The following is a 19,757-nucleotide window of genomic DNA, read 5'->3' as shown; positions in this document are numbered from 1 at the left end:
TCTGTAACGATCAAAGATTCCCGGAGTACGTCATGGCTATCGCCGTTCCCCTGAACGAGGGCACCAGCCCCACCTTGAAGCAGCGGCTCAAGCATGCCGAGCGGGTCAACCGCTGGAAGGCCCAGGCGTTGATCGCACCGCTGGTGCTGTTTCTGTTGCTGGTGTTCCTGGTGCCGATCGTGGCGCTGCTCTACAAAAGCGTTGGCAACCCGGAAGTGGTCGGCGGCATGCCGCGTACCGTGACCGCCATCGCCAGTTGGGACGGCCGCGGCCTGCCCGCTGAACCGGTTTACAAAGCGGCGGCCGAAGACCTCGCCGACGCGCGCAAGAATCAGACCCTGGGCGATCTGTCCAAACGCCTGAACATGGAACTGGCCGGCTACCGTAGCCTGCTGACCAAAACTGCCCGCGCCTTGCCGCTCACCACTGAACCTGCCTCCTATAAAGAAGCGCTGGAAGGTCTCGATGAGCGCTGGGGCGACCCGGCCTACTGGCAAGCGGTACGCCGCAACACCAGCAGCATCACCCCGTATTACCTGCTGGCGGCTGTCGATCACCGCATCGACGACCTCGGCGAAATCGCCCCGGCCACCCCGGACCAGGCGATCTATCTCGACATCTTCGCCCGCACCTTCTGGATGGGCCTGATCATCACCGTGATCTGCCTGGTGCTGGCGTATCCCCTGGCTTACCTGTTGGCGAACCTGCCGTCACGGCAGAGCAACCTGCTGATGATCCTGGTGCTGTTGCCGTTCTGGACCTCGATCCTGGTACGGGTCGCGGCGTGGATCGTGTTGCTGCAATCGGGTGGCCTGATCAACAGCGGCCTGATGGCCATGGGCATCATCGATAAGCCGATCGAACTGGTGTTCAACCGTGTCGGCGTCTACATCTCGATGGTGCACATCTTGCTGCCGTTCATGATCCTGCCGATCTACAGCGTGATGAAAGGCATCTCGCCGACCTACATGCGCGCCGCGATTTCCCTCGGCTGCCATCCGTTCGCCAGCTTCTGGCGGGTGTACTTCCCGCAGACCTATGCCGGTGTCGGCGCCGGCTGCCTGTTGGTGTTCATCCTCGCCATCGGCTACTACATCACCCCGGCATTGCTGGGCAGCCCGAACGATCAGATGGTCAGCTACTTCGTCGCCTTCTACACCAACACCAGCATCAACTGGGGCATGGCGACCGCACTCGGTGGGCTGCTGTTGCTCGCGACGGTCGTGCTTTATCTGATTTACAGCTGGCTGGTGGGCGCGAGCCGCCTGCGCCTGAGCTAAGGGGAGAACGAAATGCTGAGTCCTTATATGTCGCCCATTGAACGGGTGTGGTTCTACAGCTTGCGGATTCTCTGCGGCTTGATTCTGTTGTTCCTGATCCTGCCGGTGCTGGTGATCATTCCGCTGTCGTTCAACTCGGGGAGTTTTCTGGTCTATCCGCTGCAAGGCTTTTCGCTGCACTGGTACCAGGACTTCTTTGCCTCGGCGGAATGGATGCGTTCGTTGAAGAACAGCATCATCGTGGCCCCGGCAGCGACGGTACTGGCGATGATTTTCGGCACGCTGGCGGCGATCGGCCTGACCCGAGGCGATTTCCCGGGCAAGCCGCTGGTGATGGCGCTGGTGATTTCGCCGATGGTGGTACCGGTGGTGATCATTGGCGTGGCCAGTTACCTGACCTTCGCTCCACTGGGATTTGGCAACAGCTATACCTCGCTGATCGTCGTGCATGCCGTGCTCGGTGTGCCGTTTGTGATCATCACAGTGTCGGCGACCTTGCAGGGGTTCAACCACAACCTGGTGCGGGCCGCTGCGAGCCTGGGCGCTTCGCCGCTGACCACGTTCCGCCGGGTGACCTTGCCACTGATTGCGCCGGGCGTGATCTCCGGGGCGCTGTTTGCCTTCGCGACGTCGTTCGATGAAGTGGTGGTGACGCTGTTCCTCGCCGGCCCCGAGCAAGCGACCCTGCCACGGCAGATGTTCAGCGGAATCCGCGAAAACCTCAGCCCGACCATCGCCGCCGCCGCGACGCTGCTGATTGCCTTCTCGGTGATCCTGTTGCTGACCCTGGAATGGCTGCGTGGGCGTAGCGAGAAACTGCGTACTGCGCAGGTCTGACGAATCACCCTACTCCCTGTGGGAGCGAGCTTGCTCGCGATAGCGGACAGTCAGTCGACATTTATGGTGGCTGGTACTCCCTCATCGCGAGCAAGCTCGCTCCCACAGTGGTTTTTGGCGTTCCCGGAAACCTAGGTCATTCACCGCCTGAATGGAAGACAACCCGCAATCCCCAGCTACTATTGTGCCCAGCTCCCCTACCTATAAGAGGCTGCGCACATGAGTCTTTCCTCTTTCAAAATCGCTCACAAACTGATCACCGGCGCAGGTGCCATCGAGCAACTGGCCGCCGAGCTGACACGCCTGGATATCGACAACCCGCTGATCGTCACCGACGCAGCCCTGGTCAAGTCCGGCACGGTAGAACTGGCACTGGCGCAGCTGGGCGATCGCAGTTATGAGATTTTCGACCGGGTGCTGCCAGACCCGGAAATCGCCATCGTCGAAGATTGCATGCAGGTCTATCGCGACGGCGGGCATGACGGCTTGATCGGCTTGGGCGGCGGCAGTGCCATCGACATTGCCAAGAGCGTGGCGGCCTACGCCGGGTACCACGGTGCGCTGGAGGATTTGTTCGGTATCGATCAGGTCCCGCGCAAAGGCCCGCCACTGATTGCCATCCCGACCACCGCCGGCACCGGCTCGGAAGTGACCAACGTCGCCATCCTTTCCGACAAGGTCGCGCAACTGAAGAAGGGTATCGTCAGCGACTACCTGTTGCCGGATGTAGCGCTGGTCAGTCCGCAAATGACCATGACCTGTCCGCGCAGCGTCACGGCGGCCAGCGGCGTCGATGCGCTGGTGCACGCCATCGAGTCCTATCTGTCGATCAACGCCTCGCCGATTACCGATGCCCTTGCCATTGGCGCCATCAAGTTGATCGCCAAGGCTTTGCCCAAGGCCTACGCCAACCCGTCGAACCTGCAAGCCCGGGAAGACATGGCCACTGCCAGCCTGATGGCCGGCATGGCGTTCGGCAATGCCGGGGTCGGCGCGGTGCATGCGCTGGCGTATCCGCTGGGCGGGCGTTTCAACATTGCCCATGGGGTCAGTAATGCCTTGCTACTGCCCCATGTCATGACCTGGAACAAGATGGCCTGCATCGAACGCATGCAGGATATCGCCGAGGCCATGGGCGTGAAGACCGCTCACTTGAGCATCAACGAAGCGGCCGACAAAGCCGTGCAAGCCATGTCCGAACTGTGTGCCGCCGTGGAAATTCCCCAGGGCCTGCGCAGCTTCGGTGTGCCCGAGGACGCCATCCCGTCCATGGCCGTGGAAGCGGCGGGGATCGAGCGCTTGATGCGCAACAATCCGCGCAAGTTGAGTGCCGTCGATATCGAAAAGATCTATCGCGCGGCGTACTAGAGCCTTTGCTGTTATTGGATGATGGCAAGGTCCAATCATCGCGCTCACGGTGCGCGCGTCAAAGCATGAGGTATACAATGCGCGCCATCGTGATTCTGCTCAGAAAAGGTGCGTCATGCAGCCCTTCGTAATTGCTCCGTCGATTCTCTCCGCCGACTTCGCCCGCCTGGGTGAAGAAGTGGACAACGTCCTGGCCGCCGGTGCCGACTTCGTGCACTTCGATGTCATGGACAATCACTATGTGCCGAACCTGACCATCGGCCCGATGGTCTGTGCGGCGCTGCGCAAGTACGGCGTGACCGCGCCGATCGACGCGCACCTGATGGTCAGCCCGGTGGACCGCATCGTCGGCGACTTCATCGAAGCCGGCGCTACTTACATCACCTTCCACCCGGAAGCCACCCAGCACATCGACCGCTCCCTGCAATTGATCCGCGAAGGCGGCTGCAAGTCGGGCCTGGTGTTCAACCCGGCGACCCCGCTGGACGTGCTCAAGCACGTCATGGACAAGGTCGACATGATCCTGTTGATGAGCGTCAACCCGGGCTTCGGCGGGCAGAAGTTCATCCCCGGCACCCTCGACAAGCTGCGTGAAGTGCGGGCGCTGATCGATGCGTCGGGCCGTGACATTCGCCTGGAAATCGACGGCGGCGTGAACGTGAACAACATTCGCGAAATCGCTGCGGCTGGCGCTGACACCTTCGTCGCCGGCTCGGCCATCTTCAATGCGCCGAACTATCAGGAAGTCATCGACAAGATGCGTTCCGAACTGGCGCTGGCTCGCCCATGAGTGGCTTTGAGCAGTTGTTCCCGGGGCAACTGCCGCGGCTGGTGATGTTCGATCTGGACGGCACGTTGATCGATTCGGTCCCGGACCTGGCAGTGGCTGTGGACAAGATGCTGCTCAAACTCGGTCGTAAGCCCGCCGGTCTGGAAGCGGTACGCGAATGGGTCGGCAACGGCGCGCCGGTATTGGTGCGTCGTGCGCTGGCTGGCGCTATAGATCATTCGGCGGTCGATAACCACGAGGCCGAGCGGGCGCTGGAGTATTTCATGCAGGCTTATGGCGAGAGCCATGAGTTGACGGTGGTGTATCCCGGCGTGCGCGACTTCCTCAAATGGCTGCAAAAGCAGGGCGTCGAGATGGCGCTGATCACCAACAAGCCGGAGCGTTTCGTCGCGCCGCTGCTGGATCAGATGAAAATCGGCCGTTACTTCCGCTGGATCATCGGCGGCGACACCCTGCCACAGAAAAAGCCCGATCCGGCCGCGCTGTTTTTCGTGATGAAAATGGCCAACATTCCGGCTTCGCAGTCGTTGTTCGTCGGCGATTCGCGCAGCGATGTGCTGGCGGCGAAAGCGGCGGGGGTCAAGTGCGTGGCCCTGAGCTACGGCTATAACCACGGTCGGCCAATTGCCGAAGAGTCGCCGACACTGGTGATCGACGACCTGCGCAAACTAATTCCCGGTTGCCTGGATCCGGCCGCTGAGATAACGTTGGCCGACGCTGTCAAACCCCCTTCTGGAAACGCCATCGTGGTGGTCACTCGCAAACTCTGGATGAAAGTCATCAAGGCCCTGGCCCGCTGGCGTTGGCGCGCCTGACTTGATTCTGGCCGGTTATCCGGCGCGTTTGCATACCTGACTGTTCGACCCTCAAACCACGAGGCACCTCATGATCCGCGAAGAATTCCTGCGTTTGGCCGCTGCCGGCTACAACCGCATTCCGCTTGCCTGCGAAACCCTGGCCGACTTCGACACGCCGCTGTCGATCTACCTGAAGCTGGCCGACGAGCCCAATTCCTACTTGCTGGAGTCCGTACAGGGCGGCGAGAAGTGGGGCCGTTACTCGATCATCGGCTTGCCGTGCCGTACCGTGATGCGGGTTCACGATCATCACGTCAGCGTGACCGTCGATGGCGTCGAGACCGAAAGCCACGACGTGGAAGACCCGCTGGCCTTCGTCGAAGCCTTCAAGGCTCGCTACAACGTGCCGACCATTGCCGGCCTGCCGCGCTTCAACGGTGGCCTGGTGGGTTACTTCGGTTATGACTGCGTGCGTTATGTGGAAAAGCGCTTGGGCAAATGCCCGAACCCGGACCCGCTGGGCGTACCGGACATTCTGCTGATGGTGTCCGACGCCGTGGTGGTGTTCGACAACCTGGCCGGTAAGATGCACGCCATCGTCCTGGCCGACCCGGCGCAGGAAGACGCCTTCGAACAAGGTCGCGCGCGCCTGGAAGAGCTGCTGGAAAAACTCCGTCAGCCGATCACCCCACGCCGTGGCCTGGACTTCAGCAAGCAACAATCGGCTGACCCGGTGTTCCGCTCCAGCTTCACTCAGGACGATTACGAAAAAGCCGTCGACACCATCAAGGAATACATCCTGGCCGGTGACTGCATGCAGGTCGTGCCGTCCCAGCGCATGTCGATCGACTTCAAGGCGGCGCCAATCGATCTGTACCGCGCGCTGCGCTGCTTCAACCCGACGCCTTACATGTACTTCTTCAACTTCGGCGACTTCCACGTCGTCGGCAGTTCGCCGGAAGTGCTGGTGCGGGTCGAAGACAACCTGATCACCGTGCGCCCGATTGCCGGCACCCGTCCGCGGGGTGCCAACGAAGAGGCTGACCAGGCGCTGGAAAAAGACCTGCTGTCGGACGACAAGGAAATCGCCGAACACTTGATGCTGATCGACCTCGGTCGCAACGACACCGGTCGCGTTTCGGAAATCGGCTCGGTGAAGCTCACCGAGAAGATGGTGATCGAGCGTTACTCCAACGTGATGCACATTGTGTCCAACGTCACCGGGCAACTGAAAGCAGGGCTGACGGCGATGGATGCACTGCGGGCGATTCTGCCGGCGGGCACCTTGTCCGGCGCGCCGAAGATTCGCGCGATGGAAATCATCGACGAACTGGAGCCGGTCAAGCGTGGCGTCTACGGCGGTGCGGTCGGTTACTTCGCCTGGAACGGCAACATGGACACCGCCATTGCGATCCGCACGGCGGTGATCAAGAACGGCGAACTGCATGTGCAGGCCGGTGGCGGCATCGTCGCCGACTCGGTACCGGCGCTGGAATGGGAAGAAACCCTGAACAAGCGTCGCGCGATGTTCCGCGCCGTTGCCCTGGCTGAACAATCCCCGGAAAGCTGAGCTCATGTGGTGAAGGAGCTTTTGTGGCGAGGGGGCTTGCCCCCGTTGGGTCGCAAAGCGGCCCCCTGCATTCTTTCGGGCTTATCGAGTCGCCGGAGTTTGCGACTGCTACGCAGCCGAACGCGAGCAAGCTCGCTCGCCACAATAAGTGTTCACCATAAAAAAACGCGGCGCCTGAGAGGGCGCCGCGTTTTTTATTGCCTGCACATCAGAAGTCCAGCGCAACACCTACGTTGATGCCCTGTTGAGTGAAGTCGTCGTCCTTGCGGATGTTGTAGCTGGCGCGCAGTGCCAGGTCCTTGGTGAGGTTGTGGCTCACCCCCAGGTTCACACGTTGCAAGTGACTTTGCGGGGTGTAGCCTTCCAGCGTGAACTGATTGTTCGGCAGGCTGTTGAGGTTGATACCCACGTCCTGAGTGTCGTCGTTGTACTCGCGCTCGATTGCCGCTTCACCGAATACCTGGGTTTGCGGGGTGATCTGGTATTTGCCCGGCAGGCCAGCGCCCAGACGCCGGGAAATACGCTCCTGATCGGCGAAGGTCAGCGCCGTGGAATCGTTGCCGTCCTCCGAGTAACCGTCGACTTGCACCTTGGAGAAGTCGGCGCTGACAAACGGCGACAGGTGCCAGGGGCTGCTGGCTTGTTGCGCAATGTCGTAACCCACGCGTGCGCTGAAGGCTTCGACGTTACCGCTTGTATCGCCTTTTTCGCCGCGTTCGTTGACGCCCAGCTGGAATTTACGCTTGAGGCTATCGTAATCCAGATGCCCGGCCGTCAGCGCCGCATCAGCCCACACACGGTTTTGCTGGTACTGGGCGAATGCCGTGCCCAGGTAAGTGTTTAGCTTGTAGTCGGAGTCGTTGTTGCCGGCTTCGAGTTTCTGGTTATAGAAACCGGCCACCAGACCAACACGCCAGGCATCGTCGAGACGGTAGCTGCCACCGATGTTCAGGTTGGCACCGTTACCGTCGGCGCTTGCCACGCTGTCCTGACCGTCAAAGTCCTGATGCTGTCCGCCGCCGGAAACAATGGCTCGCCATTGGCCGACGCCTTGCCAGTTTTCCCAATCGGCCAGCCACTGATTGCGCAATTCATCCTGATGCGCACGCACGGTGCCCTGGGCCATTTCTGGCAGCAAGGTCAGCTCCCACGGCGCCGCCAGCAGGGAATACGCGTAATCGGCAATCAGGCGCTGCCCGGCTTCGGTGGGGTGCACCGAGTCGTTGTAGATCAGCTTGGTCGGGTCCGGCATGGCGCTGTTTATGCCGTAGCGGGCGTTCTCGGTGCAGCCGCTGCCGCTGAAGCAGGTGGCGATGAGGTTCTGGTCGGTGGCCAGGCCAAACTGTGCCGGGTTGGCGAACGTCTCTTTGAGCAGTACCGGAATGTTGAGCGGGATGACTTCGGCATTGATGTTTTGCAGTCGGCCTACCAGTTCAGTGTTGAACTGGGCGCTGAGTTGGGACGTGAACGCTTGCAGCGGGGTGCCGTTGAACGCCGGGGTAAAGCCGATATCGGGCAGCAACCAGACCATGACGTATTTGGCGCCGGCGGTTTGCAGCGTCTGCACGCTGTCGGCCAGGCGGTCGGCGGCGGCACTGGCCTGGGGCAGGCTGGTGACGCGACCTTGCAGGAAGTCATTACCGCCGCCCGACAGGTAATACAGTGCGTTCGGGTCGGCACGGAAGTTATTGGATGGAAGATAGCCGGCCCGGGTGCGTTCGCCGGTGGCGGAGGTGCTGGTAATCGAATCAAGAATCTGGTCGGTACGGTAGCCGCCTACAGCCCAGTTGTTACCATCAGGCAGGCCTTCGTTGGCGCGAACTGCTGAAGCAGAGGATGCCGTCTGGTCCGGTGAAAACCCCAGTTTTCCACCCAGAATCTGCGTGGCGTTGAGCGAGCGGACTTCGCCGCTGCCATCCAGGTACACCGGCCCCGTCCGGTTGGTGAAGCGCTGCGTCGCCCCGGCAGGCCCGCCCGTGTCGGCAAAGGTCCCTGCGTCGTTAAGGCTGTCCCCGAAGACAATGAAACTTGTATAAGGATTAGGTGCGGCGTTCGCCTGGGCGCATGCGATCGCTAGCAAGCATCCTGCGAGCGGTACAAACAACGACTGTTTGATCATGAGCAAGTCCGTTTATTTATTGTTGTAGTTAACGAAACGACAGTACCAAAAACTTTCGGCCTTTTGCCATCTGTCGCGAAGCCTTTGATAGTTTCGCGGGCAGTACCCCCGGCGATATTGCGCGCTCTGCCCAGCTAAGTTACTGTGCCGGGACGTACGAACGAGACCTTCCCCGTGTTGATCATCAGTAAACTCCTGGATCAAGTCATCAAGGCACACGCCCGCTGGCGTTGGCGCGCCTGAATTCTTTTGCCGGCCTCGCCGGACCTGTATCGCTTCGCCTTCTTTACCTGTTTGAAATGCCGCTTTGCTGGCGCTGCTCCAGCACCTGACAAAGTGCAGCGCTCTGCGGGTAAATCATTCGAAGGCCATCTTCAAAGTCAGTGAATTCAAGAGGTTCTAAACGCCATGTTGCTGATGATCGATAACTACGACTCCTTTACCTACAACGTTGTGCAGTACCTGGGCGAGCTCGGCTCCCAGGTCAAAGTCGTGCGCAACGATGAACTGACCATCGCTGAAATCGAAGCCCTCAACCCTGAGCGCATTGTTGTGTCCCCCGGTCCTTGCACGCCGACCGAAGCCGGCATCTCGATTGAAGCGATCAAGCATTTCGCCGGCAAACTGCCGATTCTTGGCGTCTGCCTCGGCCACCAGTCCATCGGCCAGGCTTTTGGCGGTGATGTGGTGCGCGCCCGCCAAGTGATGCACGGTAAGACTAGCCCGGTATTTCACGAGGACAAGGGGGTCTTCGAAGGCCTGAATCGTCCTCTGACGGTGACCCGCTATCATTCATTGATCGTCAAGCGCGAAACCCTGCCAGATTGTCTGGAGCTGACCGCCTGGACCCAGCTCGAAGACGGCTCGGTCGACGAGATCATGGGCCTGCGTCACAAGACTCTGAACATCGAAGGCGTGCAGTTCCACCCTGAGTCGATCCTCACCGAACAGGGCCACGAACTGTTCGCCAACTTCCTCAAACAAACCGGCGGCACGCGCTAAGGACTTTTCATGAATATCAAGACAGCCCTGAGCCGAATCGTCGATCACCTCGACCTCAGCACTGATGAAATGCGCGATGTGATGCGCGAAATCATGACCGGGCAATGCTCGGACGCGCAGATTGGCGCGTTCATGATGGCTATGCGCATGAAGAGCGAAAGCATCGACGAAATTGTCGGTGCAGTGTCGGTGATGCGCGAACTGGCGGACAAGGTCGAGCTCAAGACCCTAGACGGTGTGGTCGATGTGGTGGGCACCGGCGGCGACGGCGCCAATATCTTCAACGTGTCGACCGCAGCTGCGTTCGTGGTTGCCGCTGCTGGCTGCACCGTGGCCAAGCATGGCAACCGTGCAGTCTCGGGCAAGAGCGGCAGTGCCGATCTGCTGGAAGCGGCCGGCATCTACCTGAACCTGACACCGGTGCAAGTGGCGCGCTGCATTGACAACGTTGGTATTGGTTTCATGTTTGCCCAGACCCATCACTCTGCGATGAAATACGCTGCAAGCCCACGCCGCGAACTGGGTCTGCGGACCTTGTTCAACATGCTCGGCCCGCTTACGAATCCGGCCGGTGTGAAACATCAGGTGGTGGGCGTGTTCACCCAGGCCTTGTGCCGGCCGCTGGCGGAAGTGTTGCAGCGCCTGGGCAGCAAGCATGTGCTGGTGGTGCATTCGAAGGACGGCCTGGATGAGTTCAGCCTGGCAGCACCGACCTTCGTGGCAGAACTGAAAAACGACCAGATCACCGAGTATTGGGTCGAGCCGGAAGACCTGGGCATGAAGAGCCAGAGTCTGCATGGGCTGGCGGTGGAAAGCCCGGCGGCATCTCTTGAGCTGATTCGCGATGCCCTGGGCAAGCGCAAGACCGAAAACGGTCAGAAGGCGGCCGAGATGATCATGCTCAATGCCGGTGCCGCGCTGTACGCCGCCGATCATGCCAGCAGTTTGAAAGAGGGAGTTGCACTTGCGCACGATGCGCTGCACACCGGTCTCGCTCGGGAGAAGCTCGAGGAACTGGGTGCGTTTACTGCGGTATTCAAAGTGGAGAATGAGGGATGAGTGTACCGACGGTTCTGGAAAAGATTCTGGCGCGCAAGGTCGAGGAAGTGGCCGAGCGCAGCGCTCGCGTCAGCCTCGCCGAGCTGGAAAGCCTGGCCAAGGTGGCCGATGCACCCCGTGGTTTTGCCAAGGCCTTGCTGGCTCAGGCCAAGCTGAAGCAGCCGGCAGTCATTGCCGAAATCAAGAAAGCCTCGCCGAGCAAAGGCGTGATCCGCGAGAACTTCGTTCCCGCCGACATCGCCAGAAGCTACGAGAAGGGCGGCGCGACCTGCCTGTCGGTACTCACCGACATCGACTACTTCCAAGGCGCGGATGCGTACCTGCAGCAGGCCCGCGCGGCGTGCCAGCTGCCGGTGATCCGCAAGGACTTCATGATCGACCCGTACCAGATCGTCGAAGCCCGAGCCTTGGGTGCCGACTGCGTGCTGTTGATCGTTTCCGCGCTGGATGACGTGAAAATGGCCGAACTGGCAGCCGTGGCCAAAAGCGTCAACCTCGATGTGCTGGTGGAAGTCCACGATGGTGACGAACTGGAGCGGGCCTTGAAAACCCTCGACACTCCACTGGTTGGCGTGAACAACCGCAATCTGCACACCTTCGATGTCAGCCTGGAAACCACCCTCGATCTGTTGCCGCGTATTCCGCGTGATCGTCTGGTCATCACCGAGAGCGGCATTCTCAATCGCGCCGATGTCGAACTGATGGAAATCAGCGACGTCTACGCATTCCTGGTCGGCGAAGCGTTCATGCGCGCCGAAAGCCCGGGCAGCGAGTTGCAGCGTCTGTTCTTCCCTGAGCGCGGTGTGCCGGTCAGCGGTTCGACACTCGACTGAAAAGCATCGCGAGCAAGCTCGCTCCCACAGGGTTTGAAGGTGGCCACAAAATCTATGAGCTGCCGAGATCAAATGTGGGAGCGAGCTTGCTCGCGATAGCGGCATAAGAAGCACCACAGACTTTATGTCCTACGGAATACCTTATGACCTCACCTATTTCCCTGACCATCGAAGCCGGTCTGCAAGCCGAGCAGGATTTGCTGGCGTCGGTCTGTGCCGGCAACGCGGAATTTGGTCTGTTGTTCTGGCAACCGAGTGACCAGGCACTAGTGATGCCGCGTCGCTTGAATCGCTTGCCAGGCTTTGAATCCGCATGTGAAGTCTCGGCAGCGGCAGGCTGGCCAGTGTTGTTGCGCGATACCGGCGGAGAACCCGTTCCGCAATCCGACACCACGATCAACATCGCTCTGGTCTACGCACCGCCGCGCAGCGAAGGCGACCTTAACCGCATCGAATCCGGCTACCGGCGTCTATGCGATCCAATCTGTCAGTTGCTGGATGAGTTGGGTGGCACTTCGTCCCTGGGTGAAATCGAAGGCGCGTTCTGTGACGGTCGCTTCAACGTCAACCTCGACGGACGCAAGATGGTCGGTACCGCCCAGCGCTGGCGCCAGAGCCAGGGTGGGCAGCGTCCGGTAGGACTGGTGCACGGGGCGATGCTGATCGATAACGAGCGAGAGTCGATGGTCGCCGCAGTCAATCGTTTCAACGAGGCCTGCGGTCTGGAACAACGAGTACGCGCCGAAAGCCACATCGCGTTGCATGAGAAGTTCGCGGCGCACGATGCCCTGGCGCGCCTCGACTATCTCTACCGGTTGGTGCTGGTGCAGATGTTCAGCGGCTAGGTTTTCGAGCTTAACGCGTACCAAAGACCACCATGGTCTTGCCTTTGACGCCCACCAGGTTGCGCTCTTCCAGATCCTTGAGCACGCGACCAACCATCTCTCGGGAACAACCGACAATCCGCCCGATTTCCTGACGGGTCACCTTGATTTGCATGCCATCGGGGTGAGTCATGGCGTCTGGCTGTTTACACAGTTCCAGCAGGCAGCGGGCGACGCGACCGGTTACATCAAAGAATGCCAGGTCACCGACCTTGCGCGTGGTGTTGCGCAGACGCTGTGCAATTTGTCCGCTGAGCACGTAAAGAATGTCCGGGTCCTGCTGGGACAACTCGCGGAATTTCGCGTAGCTGATTTCCGCGACTTCGCATTCAACCTTGGCCCGCACCCAGGCGCTGCGCTCCTGCTCCAGGCCAGCTTGCTCAAACAGACCCAACTCGCCGAAAAAGTCCCCGGTGTTCAGGTAGGAAATGATCATTTCCCGGCCGTCGTCATCTTCGATCAGGATGGTGACTGAGCCTTTGATGATGAAGAACAGCGTTTCCGAGCGGTCGCCGGCACAAATGATGTTGCTCTTGGCCTGATAGCGGCGGCGCTGGCAATGCATCAACAGCTTATCGAGGTTCTTGATCTTGGGGTTGGGGGCAATCGCAACCATGGTTGTATCCCGAAAAGACTGCACGGTGTGTTTGGTTTTTTATGAATAGCGAACGCTGGGTAAAAGCTGGCCATGCGCCATTGATTTGGCGTCAGCTTAACAGACACTTCCGTCAATATTCGAGCATTTACCTACAAGGCAGTGGGATATGTCCTAAGACGCCGGGCGCCGTCAATCACGGGGCCTGTGCTAAGCTGGCGACCCTTTTTTATACAGTGGAGTCTTGGCGATGAAGGCACGCATCCAATGGGCTGGCGAAGCCATGTTCCTCGGCGAATCCGGTAGTGGTCATGTCGTGGTCATGGACGGTCCGCCTGATGCCGGCGGACGTAACCTGGGTGTCCGGCCGATGGAAATGCTGCTGCTGGGTGTCGGCGGCTGCAGCAATTTCGATGTGATCAGCATCCTCAAGAAGTCCCGCCAGGCGGTCGAAAGCTGTGAAGCCTTCCTCGAAGCCGAGCGCGCGACCGAAGATCCAAAGGTGTTCACCAAGATCCACATGCACTTTGTGGTCAAGGGCCGCGGGCTGAAAGAAGCCCAGGTCAAACGCGCCATCGAGCTGTCTGCCGAGAAGTATTGCTCGGCCTCGATCATGCTCGGCGCGGCTGGCGTGGCAATTACCCACGACTACGAGATCATCGAGCTCGGTTGAATCGACATTCAACTATCATAAAAGCAGTGCAGACTCTGGCGAACACAAGCTGACGTCTGCATAATGCGCCACTTTTTTCAGGGTAGTGGCCCGTCAGCCGACAGGCCTCGCACCCGAACAGACAACCAAAATCGCCATCGCGAAGAGGTGTTAACCGTCCTACGCAGGTGCGTTGTTCGCATCTGACGGGCATGCTTGATCACGCGGCCGGGCCGCAAACACATAGAGAGTTTTTAACGGTGAAAAGCAAACTCAAGCTCCACGGGTTCAATAACCTGACAAAGACCTTGAGCTTCAACATCTATGACATCTGCTACGCGGAAACCCCGCAAGACCAGCAGGCTTACGTCGAGTACATCAATAAAGAGTACAACGCGAAACGCCTGACGCAGATCCTCACGGAAGTTGTCGATATCATTGGTGCCAACATCCTGAACATTGCCAGTCAGGACTATGAGCCGCAGGGCGCCAGCGTCACGATCCTGATCTCGGAAGAGCCGGTAACCCCGACCGACAGTCAGATCGAAGAGTCCCCGGGCCCGCTGCCCGAAATCATTCTGGCCCACCTCGACAAGAGCCACATCACGGTGCACACCTACCCGGAGATCCATCCGGTCAGTGGTATTGCAACCTTCCGTGTGGACATCGACGTGTCGACTTGCGGGGTCATTTCACCGCTTAAAGCGCTCAACTTCCTGATTCACCAGTTCGATTCGGACATCGTGACCGTGGACTACCGTGTGCGCGGCTTCACCCGTGACGTTGAAGGCAAAAAGCACTTCATCGACCACGAGATCAATTCGATCCAGAACTACCTCTCCGACGACACTTACGACGCGTACCAGATGACCGACGTGAACGTGTACCAGGAAAACCTGTTCCACACCAAGATGTTGCTGAAGAACTTCGAACTGGATAACTACCTGTTCGGCGACGCCACCAGCAACCTGTCCTCTGAGCAACGCGCCCAGGTGACCGAGCGGGTGAAACACGAAATGCTCGAAATCTTCTACGCGCGCAATATGGCGTAAGACTCCCGAGCACAAAAAAAGGCGACTCCCTCACGGCAGTCGCCTTTTTTATTCTGGCGCACGCTCCTACAAAAAACGGAGTCAGATCCGATAAGTACTCTTGGTCATCACCTTGGCCATCAGGCTCATCCCGAATTTCACCGGTGCCGGAAAGCGGAACCCGCCAGCCTCCAGCGCACTTTCGGCATGCTGTTCTTCATCGATACGCATCTGCTCAAGAATCGCCCGGGATTTTTCATCCTCGGCCGGCAATTGCTCCAGATGTTCGTTCAGGTGTTTGCACACCTGGTCTTCCGTCGCCGCAACGAACCCCAGGCTGACTTTATCGCTGATCAGGCCGGCCACTGCGCCAATCCCGAACGACATGCCATAGAACAGCGGATTGAGGATGCTGGTGTGGCTACCCAGTTGATGAATGCGTTGTTCGCACCAGACCAGGTGATCGACTTCTTCTTCGGCGGCATGTTCCATCGCGGCACGCACTTGCGGCAGCTTGGCGGTCAGTGCCTGTCCCTGGTACAGCGCCTGGGCGCAGACTTCGCCGGTATGGTTGATGCGCATCAGGCCGGCAACGTGGCGCGTGTCTTCGTCGCTCATCTTCGCATCCGGCTGCACGATGGCGGGCGACGGACGGTACGGCTGACCGCTGAAGGGCAGCAGGGTGCGCATCGCGGCATCGGCTTGCAGCAGAAGGCGGTCAATTGGCGAGTAGTGACGTTGGGTAGTCATGCTGACCTCCGGGGGGATTTCGGCGGCCAGTTTAACCCAATCGGCCGGGGAAGGTTTGCGCTGGGTCATTGTGCTGCAGAGGCTGTGACAGTGTTGTGATGCCTTTTGTGGAAGCGGCAGTGTGCCGCTTCCTCGGGGTTTGGCGCAATCAGCCCGGCGGCCAGTGCATCTGGCGCTGACCCAGCACGTGCATATGAATGTGGTAGACGGTTTGTCCGCCTTCTTCATTGCAGTTCATGACGACGCGGAAACCTTTTTCGCAGCCCAGTTCCAGTGCCAGGCGCTGGGCGGTGAACAGAATGTGTCCGGCCAATGCCTTGTCGTCCTCGGTCAGGTCGTTCAAGGTGCGAACCGGTTTCTTCGGGACCACCAGGAAATGTACCGGTGCCTGTGGGGCAATGTCGTGGAAGGCCAGTACCTGGTCGTCCTCGTAAATGATCTTCGCCGGGATTTCCCGGTTGATGATCTTGGTGAACAGAGTATCCACAGCTGTTTTCTCCGTTGTTTTGGCTGGCCAGAGTGTACTCAGGGCGTATGCCCGCGCCCAGCCTTTTACCTTGAGTTGGATCAGCGCGGGCAGTAAGCCTTGTTGACCATACCGGCGATTGTGCGAGTCAGCCAGCGCGAGCCCAGCCGCGGCAGGAAGGTGAACCAGCGGTTGCGCCGCCCGGGAATAATGATCGCTTTATTCTTTTCCAGTGCGCGCACGGTGTAGAGCGCCACTTCCTCGGGGCTCATCAGCAGTTTGCTGTTGGCCAGTTTGTCGCTGTCGAGTTGTGCGGTACGGAAAAACGCCGTGCGGGTCGGCCCGGGGCAGAGCACCGAAACCTTGATCGCACATTTTTTCAGCTCGACACGCAATCCTTCGGAAAAGTGCAGCACATACGCTTTGCTGGCGTAATAAGTGCTCATCCACGGCCCCGGTTGAAACGCCGCCACCGAGGCCACATTCAGAATCTGCCCGCCGCCTTGCAGGGCCATGCTGTTGCCGACGGCATGGCACAGGCGGGTGAGGGCGAGGATGTTCACTTCGATCAGGTCTTGCTCGGTCATCCAGTCCTGGGCCAGAAACGGGCCGCATGTGCCGATACCGGCGCAGTTGACCAGCAGATCGATCTGCCGGTCGCCTTCTTCCAGCTCCAGCAGGAATCCGGACAGCCGCAGCGGTTCGCCCAGGTCACAGGCACGGAACAACACTTCCACGCCGAACCTTTGGGTCAGTTCAATCGCAATACTTTCCAGCTGATCACGTTGTCGGGCCACCAGAATCAGGCTGCGGCCGCGCCGGGCCAGCGCTTCGGCCATTGCCAGGCCGATGCCGCTGGAGGCGCCAGTGATCAGAGCGTAACGGGTCATGCAGTTCTCCATCGCAACAGCTCCGCGCCGCGACGCAGGTGTCACGGGCCAGGAGCGCTGTTTATTCTTTCGCAGAGTCTACAGGGGGCTGGGCCTCTTCGGCTGCATCGTTGGCGGAATTTGGCACCGGTTCGACCTCGACGTCGATTTCATCGGTGGTGACCGAGCTGCTTTCGTAGCTGCTCTGGGCGGCGCTTTTGTATTCTTCCCGTATCGCCGTGAGACCACCGGCCAGCGAGCCGAACAGAACCAGCGCGATAACGATCAGCCACAGCGAAGACAATACCTTGACCGCGGTACTGTTCGGCGGAGGCGGTGGGCCGTAGCGGTTGGCGGTGTCGTTGCCCGGTACGACCATGATCACGAACGGAAAGAAACTGCCAACGAACGGCACCAGGTTCAGCAGCCACAGCCAGCCGGACCAGCCGACATCGTGCAAGCGTTGAACGGTGATCTGGATGCTGACGAATACAAATCCGACGAACAGGATCAAGGCCAGCAAGCTGCCCAATATCAGGCCGGCGGTCGAATCCGCGCCGATGAGAGCCAGGGCGACCAAGGCAAACACCCCGCAAACGGCCAGGAGCACAATTGACAGCACCAGCGTCCAGGCAAGGTAGCGCAAGCGGCCGATACGGCCATCGAAACTGAATGGCTTGAGCGTGGCGAATTCCGCCACTGCTTCGCCGACGGGCGCGCAAGGCGGCGCGTAAGGGGACTGCGGATCTGCAAAAGACGCCTGGCTGCTGGCCGGAGCATGCTCATGCACGTCGGCGAGGTTCAATTCGATCGGCGTTTCGGCTTCAATGCGGGCGTCGATACCGGTTTTGCTCAGTGCCTGGAGATAGGTCTGGGCATCGGCTTGCGACAGGTTGCGTTTGAGCGCTACCGGACGCCCGGTGAACAAGCGCTCAATGGCCGTGACATCGCTTTTGAACAAATCGGCGAGATTGAGCTTTGCCGTGGTGATGTCGACACCGGGCAGCAAGGCGCCCTCGAATACGATCTTGAAATGATTTTCGCCCATGTGCGAAGCATCCTTGTCGCGAGAGGTTGAAAGAAGAATGTTGTGCCCGGGCGAGAGTAAGGCCAGTCGGGCAAGACTGGCCAAGGTTTGCTGTCAGCTCGGCCAGCGTTTGGTCAACTGGGCAGCCTGCTCCAAGGCCTTGCGGTACTCCGTGTCGAGACGTGCAATCAATTGCTCGACACTCGGCAAGTCTTCGATTTCTCCCACGCCCTGGCCTGCAGACCAAACGGTTTTCCAGGCTTTGGCCTCATCGCTCACGGGTTTAAGCTTGGAACCGAAGTTGATCTCGCCCTTTCCTTGCAAGGCGGCCATGTCGAAACCGGCGGCCTCCAGGCTCTTGCGCATGAAGCTCGCAGGGACACCTGACACGACTGGAGTATGGATGATGTCTGCCGCTTTGGATGTCAGCAGCATTTCTTTGTAGGCGTCAGGCGCATGACTTTCGGTCGTGCCGATAAATCGTGTACCAAAGTAGGCCAAATCCGCGCCGAGCAATTGAGCGGCAAGAATTTCGTGGCCGTGGTTCAGGCAACCGGCCAGCAACAGGGTCTTGTCGAAGAACTGGCGGATTTCGGCAATCAGCGAGAACGGGCTCCAGGTCCCGGCGTGTCCACCGGCGCCGGCAGCCACGGCGATCAAGCCATCCACGCCGGCTTCGGCCGCTTTCTCGGCATGACGACGAGTCGTCACATCATGGAAAACCAGGCCGCCGTAGCTGTGGACCGCGTCGACCAGTTCTTTCACGGCGCCGAGGCTGGTGATCACGATCGGCACTTTGTGTTCGACGCAGATCTCAAGATCCGCCTGTAAGCGTGGATTGCTGTTATGGACGATCAGGTTCACGGCATAAGGCGCGGGATTTTCCATTGTCGCCAGCCCGGCTTCGATTTCTTCCAGCCAGGCGTTGAAACCGCTGCTTTCGCGCTGGTTCAACGCCGGGAAGCTGCCGACCACGCCCTGACGACAACAGGCGAGTACCAATTGCGGATTGGATATCAGGAACATCGGCGCCACCACCACGGGCAGACGCAAACGTTGTTCGAGCAGAGCGGGCAGCGACATTGGAAGTACCCCGGTGAGTGGTGCGTGGTGAATTTAGAACGGTCGAACGACGACCAGAATTACGATAGCCAGCAATATCAGAACCGGCACTTCATTGAACCAGCGATAAAAGACATGGCTGCGGGTGTTCTCGCCACGGGCAAAACGTTTTACCTGGGCACCGCACATGTGGTGGTAGCCGATCAGCAGTACAACCAGCGTCAACTTCGCGTGCATCCAGCCACCCTGGGTGAAATACGCACTTGGGTTGAGGCTGATCAACCAGCCTCCAAAGATCAGCGTGGCGATCATTGCCGGGCCCATGATGCCCCGATACAGCTTGCGCTCCATGATGCTGAAGCGTTCCTTGCTGACGGTGTCTTCGCTTTGAGCGTGGTAAACGAACAGGCGCGGCAAGTAAAACAGGCCGGCAAACCAGCACACGATGCTGATGATGTGAAAAGCTTTAAGCCACAGATAGAGCATTTTTAGTTATTCCAGGATTCACGGTAGCCCGAATAGTAGAGAAAGAGTCCCGTCTCGGACATAACTGTTCAATTTTGACGGTGTCTTTTGTCGCCATACTGCGTTGCCGCTCCTCGCCATAGCGGGCTATGGCTCGTCGCGGCGCCTTGTCTGGCAACAAAATACACTCGCCAAAACTTGAACGTATGCCCGAGACGGGACTCGTGAGCGTCCGCACGTCACCTTGACGGTTGTCGCAGGGGCGCGCGGCCCCTATTATCGACGGCTTTCCAGTGGGTTC

20 protein-coding genes are annotated in these 19,757 nt (G+C 59.4%); 12 read left to right on the top strand and 8 right to left on the bottom strand.

Going from position 1 to position 19,757, the window contains the following annotated elements; genetic code table 11:
* Positions 1-32: 32 nt before the first annotated feature.
* The 6 genes from AC3ITY_RS29830 (at position 33) to trpE (ending at position 6,642) form a co-directional block, all read left to right on the top strand.
* Entirely contained in the window at positions 33-1,280 is a 1,248-nt protein-coding gene (locus AC3ITY_RS29830) for an ABC transporter permease (protein ID WP_489306457.1), read from the top strand.
* 12 nt (positions 1,281-1,292) lie between these two features.
* Positions 1,293-2,117 (top strand): ABC transporter permease, encoded by an 825-nt coding sequence (locus tag AC3ITY_RS29825; protein WP_007986034.1) that lies wholly within the window; start codon positions 1,293-1,295, stop codon positions 2,115-2,117.
* 219 nt (positions 2,118-2,336) lie between these two features.
* Positions 2,337-3,485, top strand: a complete 1,149-nt coding sequence (locus AC3ITY_RS29820) for an iron-containing alcohol dehydrogenase (protein ID WP_489306455.1) — start codon at positions 2,337-2,339, stop codon at positions 3,483-3,485.
* Between the two features lie 115 nt (positions 3,486-3,600).
* On the top strand, positions 3,601-4,275 hold the full coding sequence (rpe, locus tag AC3ITY_RS29815) for a ribulose-phosphate 3-epimerase (RefSeq protein WP_150725211.1): 675 nt from the start codon (positions 3,601-3,603) through the stop codon (positions 4,273-4,275).
* Positions 4,272-5,090 carry a phosphoglycolate phosphatase gene (locus tag AC3ITY_RS29810; protein ID WP_489306454.1) on the top strand — a complete coding sequence of 273 codons (819 nt, stop codon included), beginning with the start codon at positions 4,272-4,274 and terminating at the stop codon, positions 5,088-5,090. The genes rpe and AC3ITY_RS29810 overlap by 4 nt, the downstream gene beginning before the upstream one ends.
* Before the next feature lie 70 nt (positions 5,091-5,160).
* Complete coding sequence (trpE, locus tag AC3ITY_RS29805) at positions 5,161-6,642, top strand: anthranilate synthase component I (protein ID WP_489306453.1); 1,482 nt, start codon at positions 5,161-5,163, stop codon at positions 6,640-6,642.
* Between the two features lie 208 nt (positions 6,643-6,850).
* Here the strand turns inward: trpE and estP are convergent, their stop codons facing one another.
* Complete coding sequence (gene estP / locus AC3ITY_RS29800) at positions 6,851-8,761, bottom strand: esterase EstP (RefSeq protein ID WP_489306452.1); 1,911 nt, start codon at positions 8,759-8,761, stop codon at positions 6,851-6,853.
* A 408-nt stretch (positions 8,762-9,169) separates the two neighbouring features.
* Here estP and AC3ITY_RS29795 point away from each other — a divergent pair, with 408 nt between their 5' ends.
* From AC3ITY_RS29795 to AC3ITY_RS29780, 4 genes are all read left to right on the top strand, one after another.
* Positions 9,170-9,763: an aminodeoxychorismate/anthranilate synthase component II gene (locus AC3ITY_RS29795; RefSeq protein ID WP_007906885.1), complete on the top strand. Its 594-nt coding sequence runs from the start codon at positions 9,170-9,172 to the stop codon at positions 9,761-9,763.
* A 9-nt stretch (positions 9,764-9,772) separates the two neighbouring features.
* Positions 9,773-10,822 carry an anthranilate phosphoribosyltransferase gene (gene trpD, locus AC3ITY_RS29790; protein ID WP_489306451.1) on the top strand — a complete coding sequence of 350 codons (1,050 nt, stop codon included), beginning with the start codon at positions 9,773-9,775 and terminating at the stop codon, positions 10,820-10,822.
* A complete protein-coding gene (gene trpC / locus AC3ITY_RS29785) occupies positions 10,819-11,655 on the top strand; it encodes an indole-3-glycerol phosphate synthase TrpC (protein ID WP_223445702.1) in 837 nt (278 codons plus the stop codon). The genes trpD and trpC overlap by 4 nt, the downstream gene beginning before the upstream one ends.
* 143 nt (positions 11,656-11,798) lie before the next feature.
* A complete protein-coding gene (locus AC3ITY_RS29780) occupies positions 11,799-12,500 on the top strand; it encodes a lipoate--protein ligase family protein (RefSeq protein ID WP_489306450.1) in 702 nt (233 codons plus the stop codon).
* 10 nt (positions 12,501-12,510) lie between these two features.
* On the opposite strand, the gene crp is transcribed toward AC3ITY_RS29780, so the two are convergent.
* Positions 12,511-13,155: a cAMP-activated global transcriptional regulator CRP gene (crp, locus tag AC3ITY_RS29775; protein WP_223445706.1), complete on the bottom strand. Its 645-nt coding sequence runs from the start codon at positions 13,153-13,155 to the stop codon at positions 12,511-12,513.
* 229 nt (positions 13,156-13,384) lie between these two features.
* Between crp and AC3ITY_RS29770 the strand changes: the two genes are divergently transcribed.
* The gene (locus tag AC3ITY_RS29770; RefSeq protein ID WP_489306448.1) at positions 13,385-13,807 is read left to right on the top strand and encodes an OsmC family protein; all 423 of its coding nucleotides are present in this window, start codon (positions 13,385-13,387) and stop codon (positions 13,805-13,807) included.
* Between the two features lie 239 nt (positions 13,808-14,046).
* The gene (gene speD / locus AC3ITY_RS29765; protein ID WP_007986012.1) at positions 14,047-14,838 is read left to right on the top strand and encodes an adenosylmethionine decarboxylase; all 792 of its coding nucleotides are present in this window, start codon (positions 14,047-14,049) and stop codon (positions 14,836-14,838) included.
* An 81-nt stretch (positions 14,839-14,919) separates the two neighbouring features.
* Here speD and coq7 read toward each other — a convergent pair whose 3' ends face one another.
* From coq7 to hemJ, 6 genes are all read right to left on the bottom strand, one after another.
* On the bottom strand, positions 14,920-15,567 hold the full coding sequence (gene coq7 / locus AC3ITY_RS29760) for a 2-polyprenyl-3-methyl-6-methoxy-1,4-benzoquinone monooxygenase (RefSeq protein ID WP_223460272.1): 648 nt from the start codon (positions 15,565-15,567) through the stop codon (positions 14,920-14,922).
* Between the two features lie 148 nt (positions 15,568-15,715).
* Positions 15,716-16,054: a histidine triad nucleotide-binding protein gene (locus tag AC3ITY_RS29755; RefSeq protein WP_007986008.1), complete on the bottom strand. Its 339-nt coding sequence runs from the start codon at positions 16,052-16,054 to the stop codon at positions 15,716-15,718.
* An 80-nt stretch (positions 16,055-16,134) separates the two neighbouring features.
* The gene (locus AC3ITY_RS29750) at positions 16,135-16,923 is read right to left on the bottom strand and encodes an SDR family NAD(P)-dependent oxidoreductase (RefSeq protein WP_489306446.1); all 789 of its coding nucleotides are present in this window, start codon (positions 16,921-16,923) and stop codon (positions 16,135-16,137) included.
* A gap of 61 nt (positions 16,924-16,984) precedes the next feature.
* A complete protein-coding gene (locus AC3ITY_RS29745) occupies positions 16,985-17,950 on the bottom strand; it encodes a DUF805 domain-containing protein (protein WP_489306445.1) in 966 nt (321 codons plus the stop codon).
* 93 nt (positions 17,951-18,043) lie between these two features.
* Positions 18,044-19,012, bottom strand: a complete 969-nt coding sequence (locus tag AC3ITY_RS29740; protein WP_489306444.1) for an NAD(P)H-dependent flavin oxidoreductase — start codon at positions 19,010-19,012, stop codon at positions 18,044-18,046.
* A 33-nt stretch (positions 19,013-19,045) separates the two neighbouring features.
* On the bottom strand, positions 19,046-19,477 hold the full coding sequence (gene hemJ, locus AC3ITY_RS29735; protein ID WP_489306443.1) for a protoporphyrinogen oxidase HemJ: 432 nt from the start codon (positions 19,475-19,477) through the stop codon (positions 19,046-19,048).
* Positions 19,478-19,757: the final 280 nt, after the last annotated feature.

It is taken from the genome of Pseudomonas sp. GL_091, from assembly GCF_057837725.1.
This window is presented reverse-complemented; position numbering and strand designations above follow the sequence as displayed.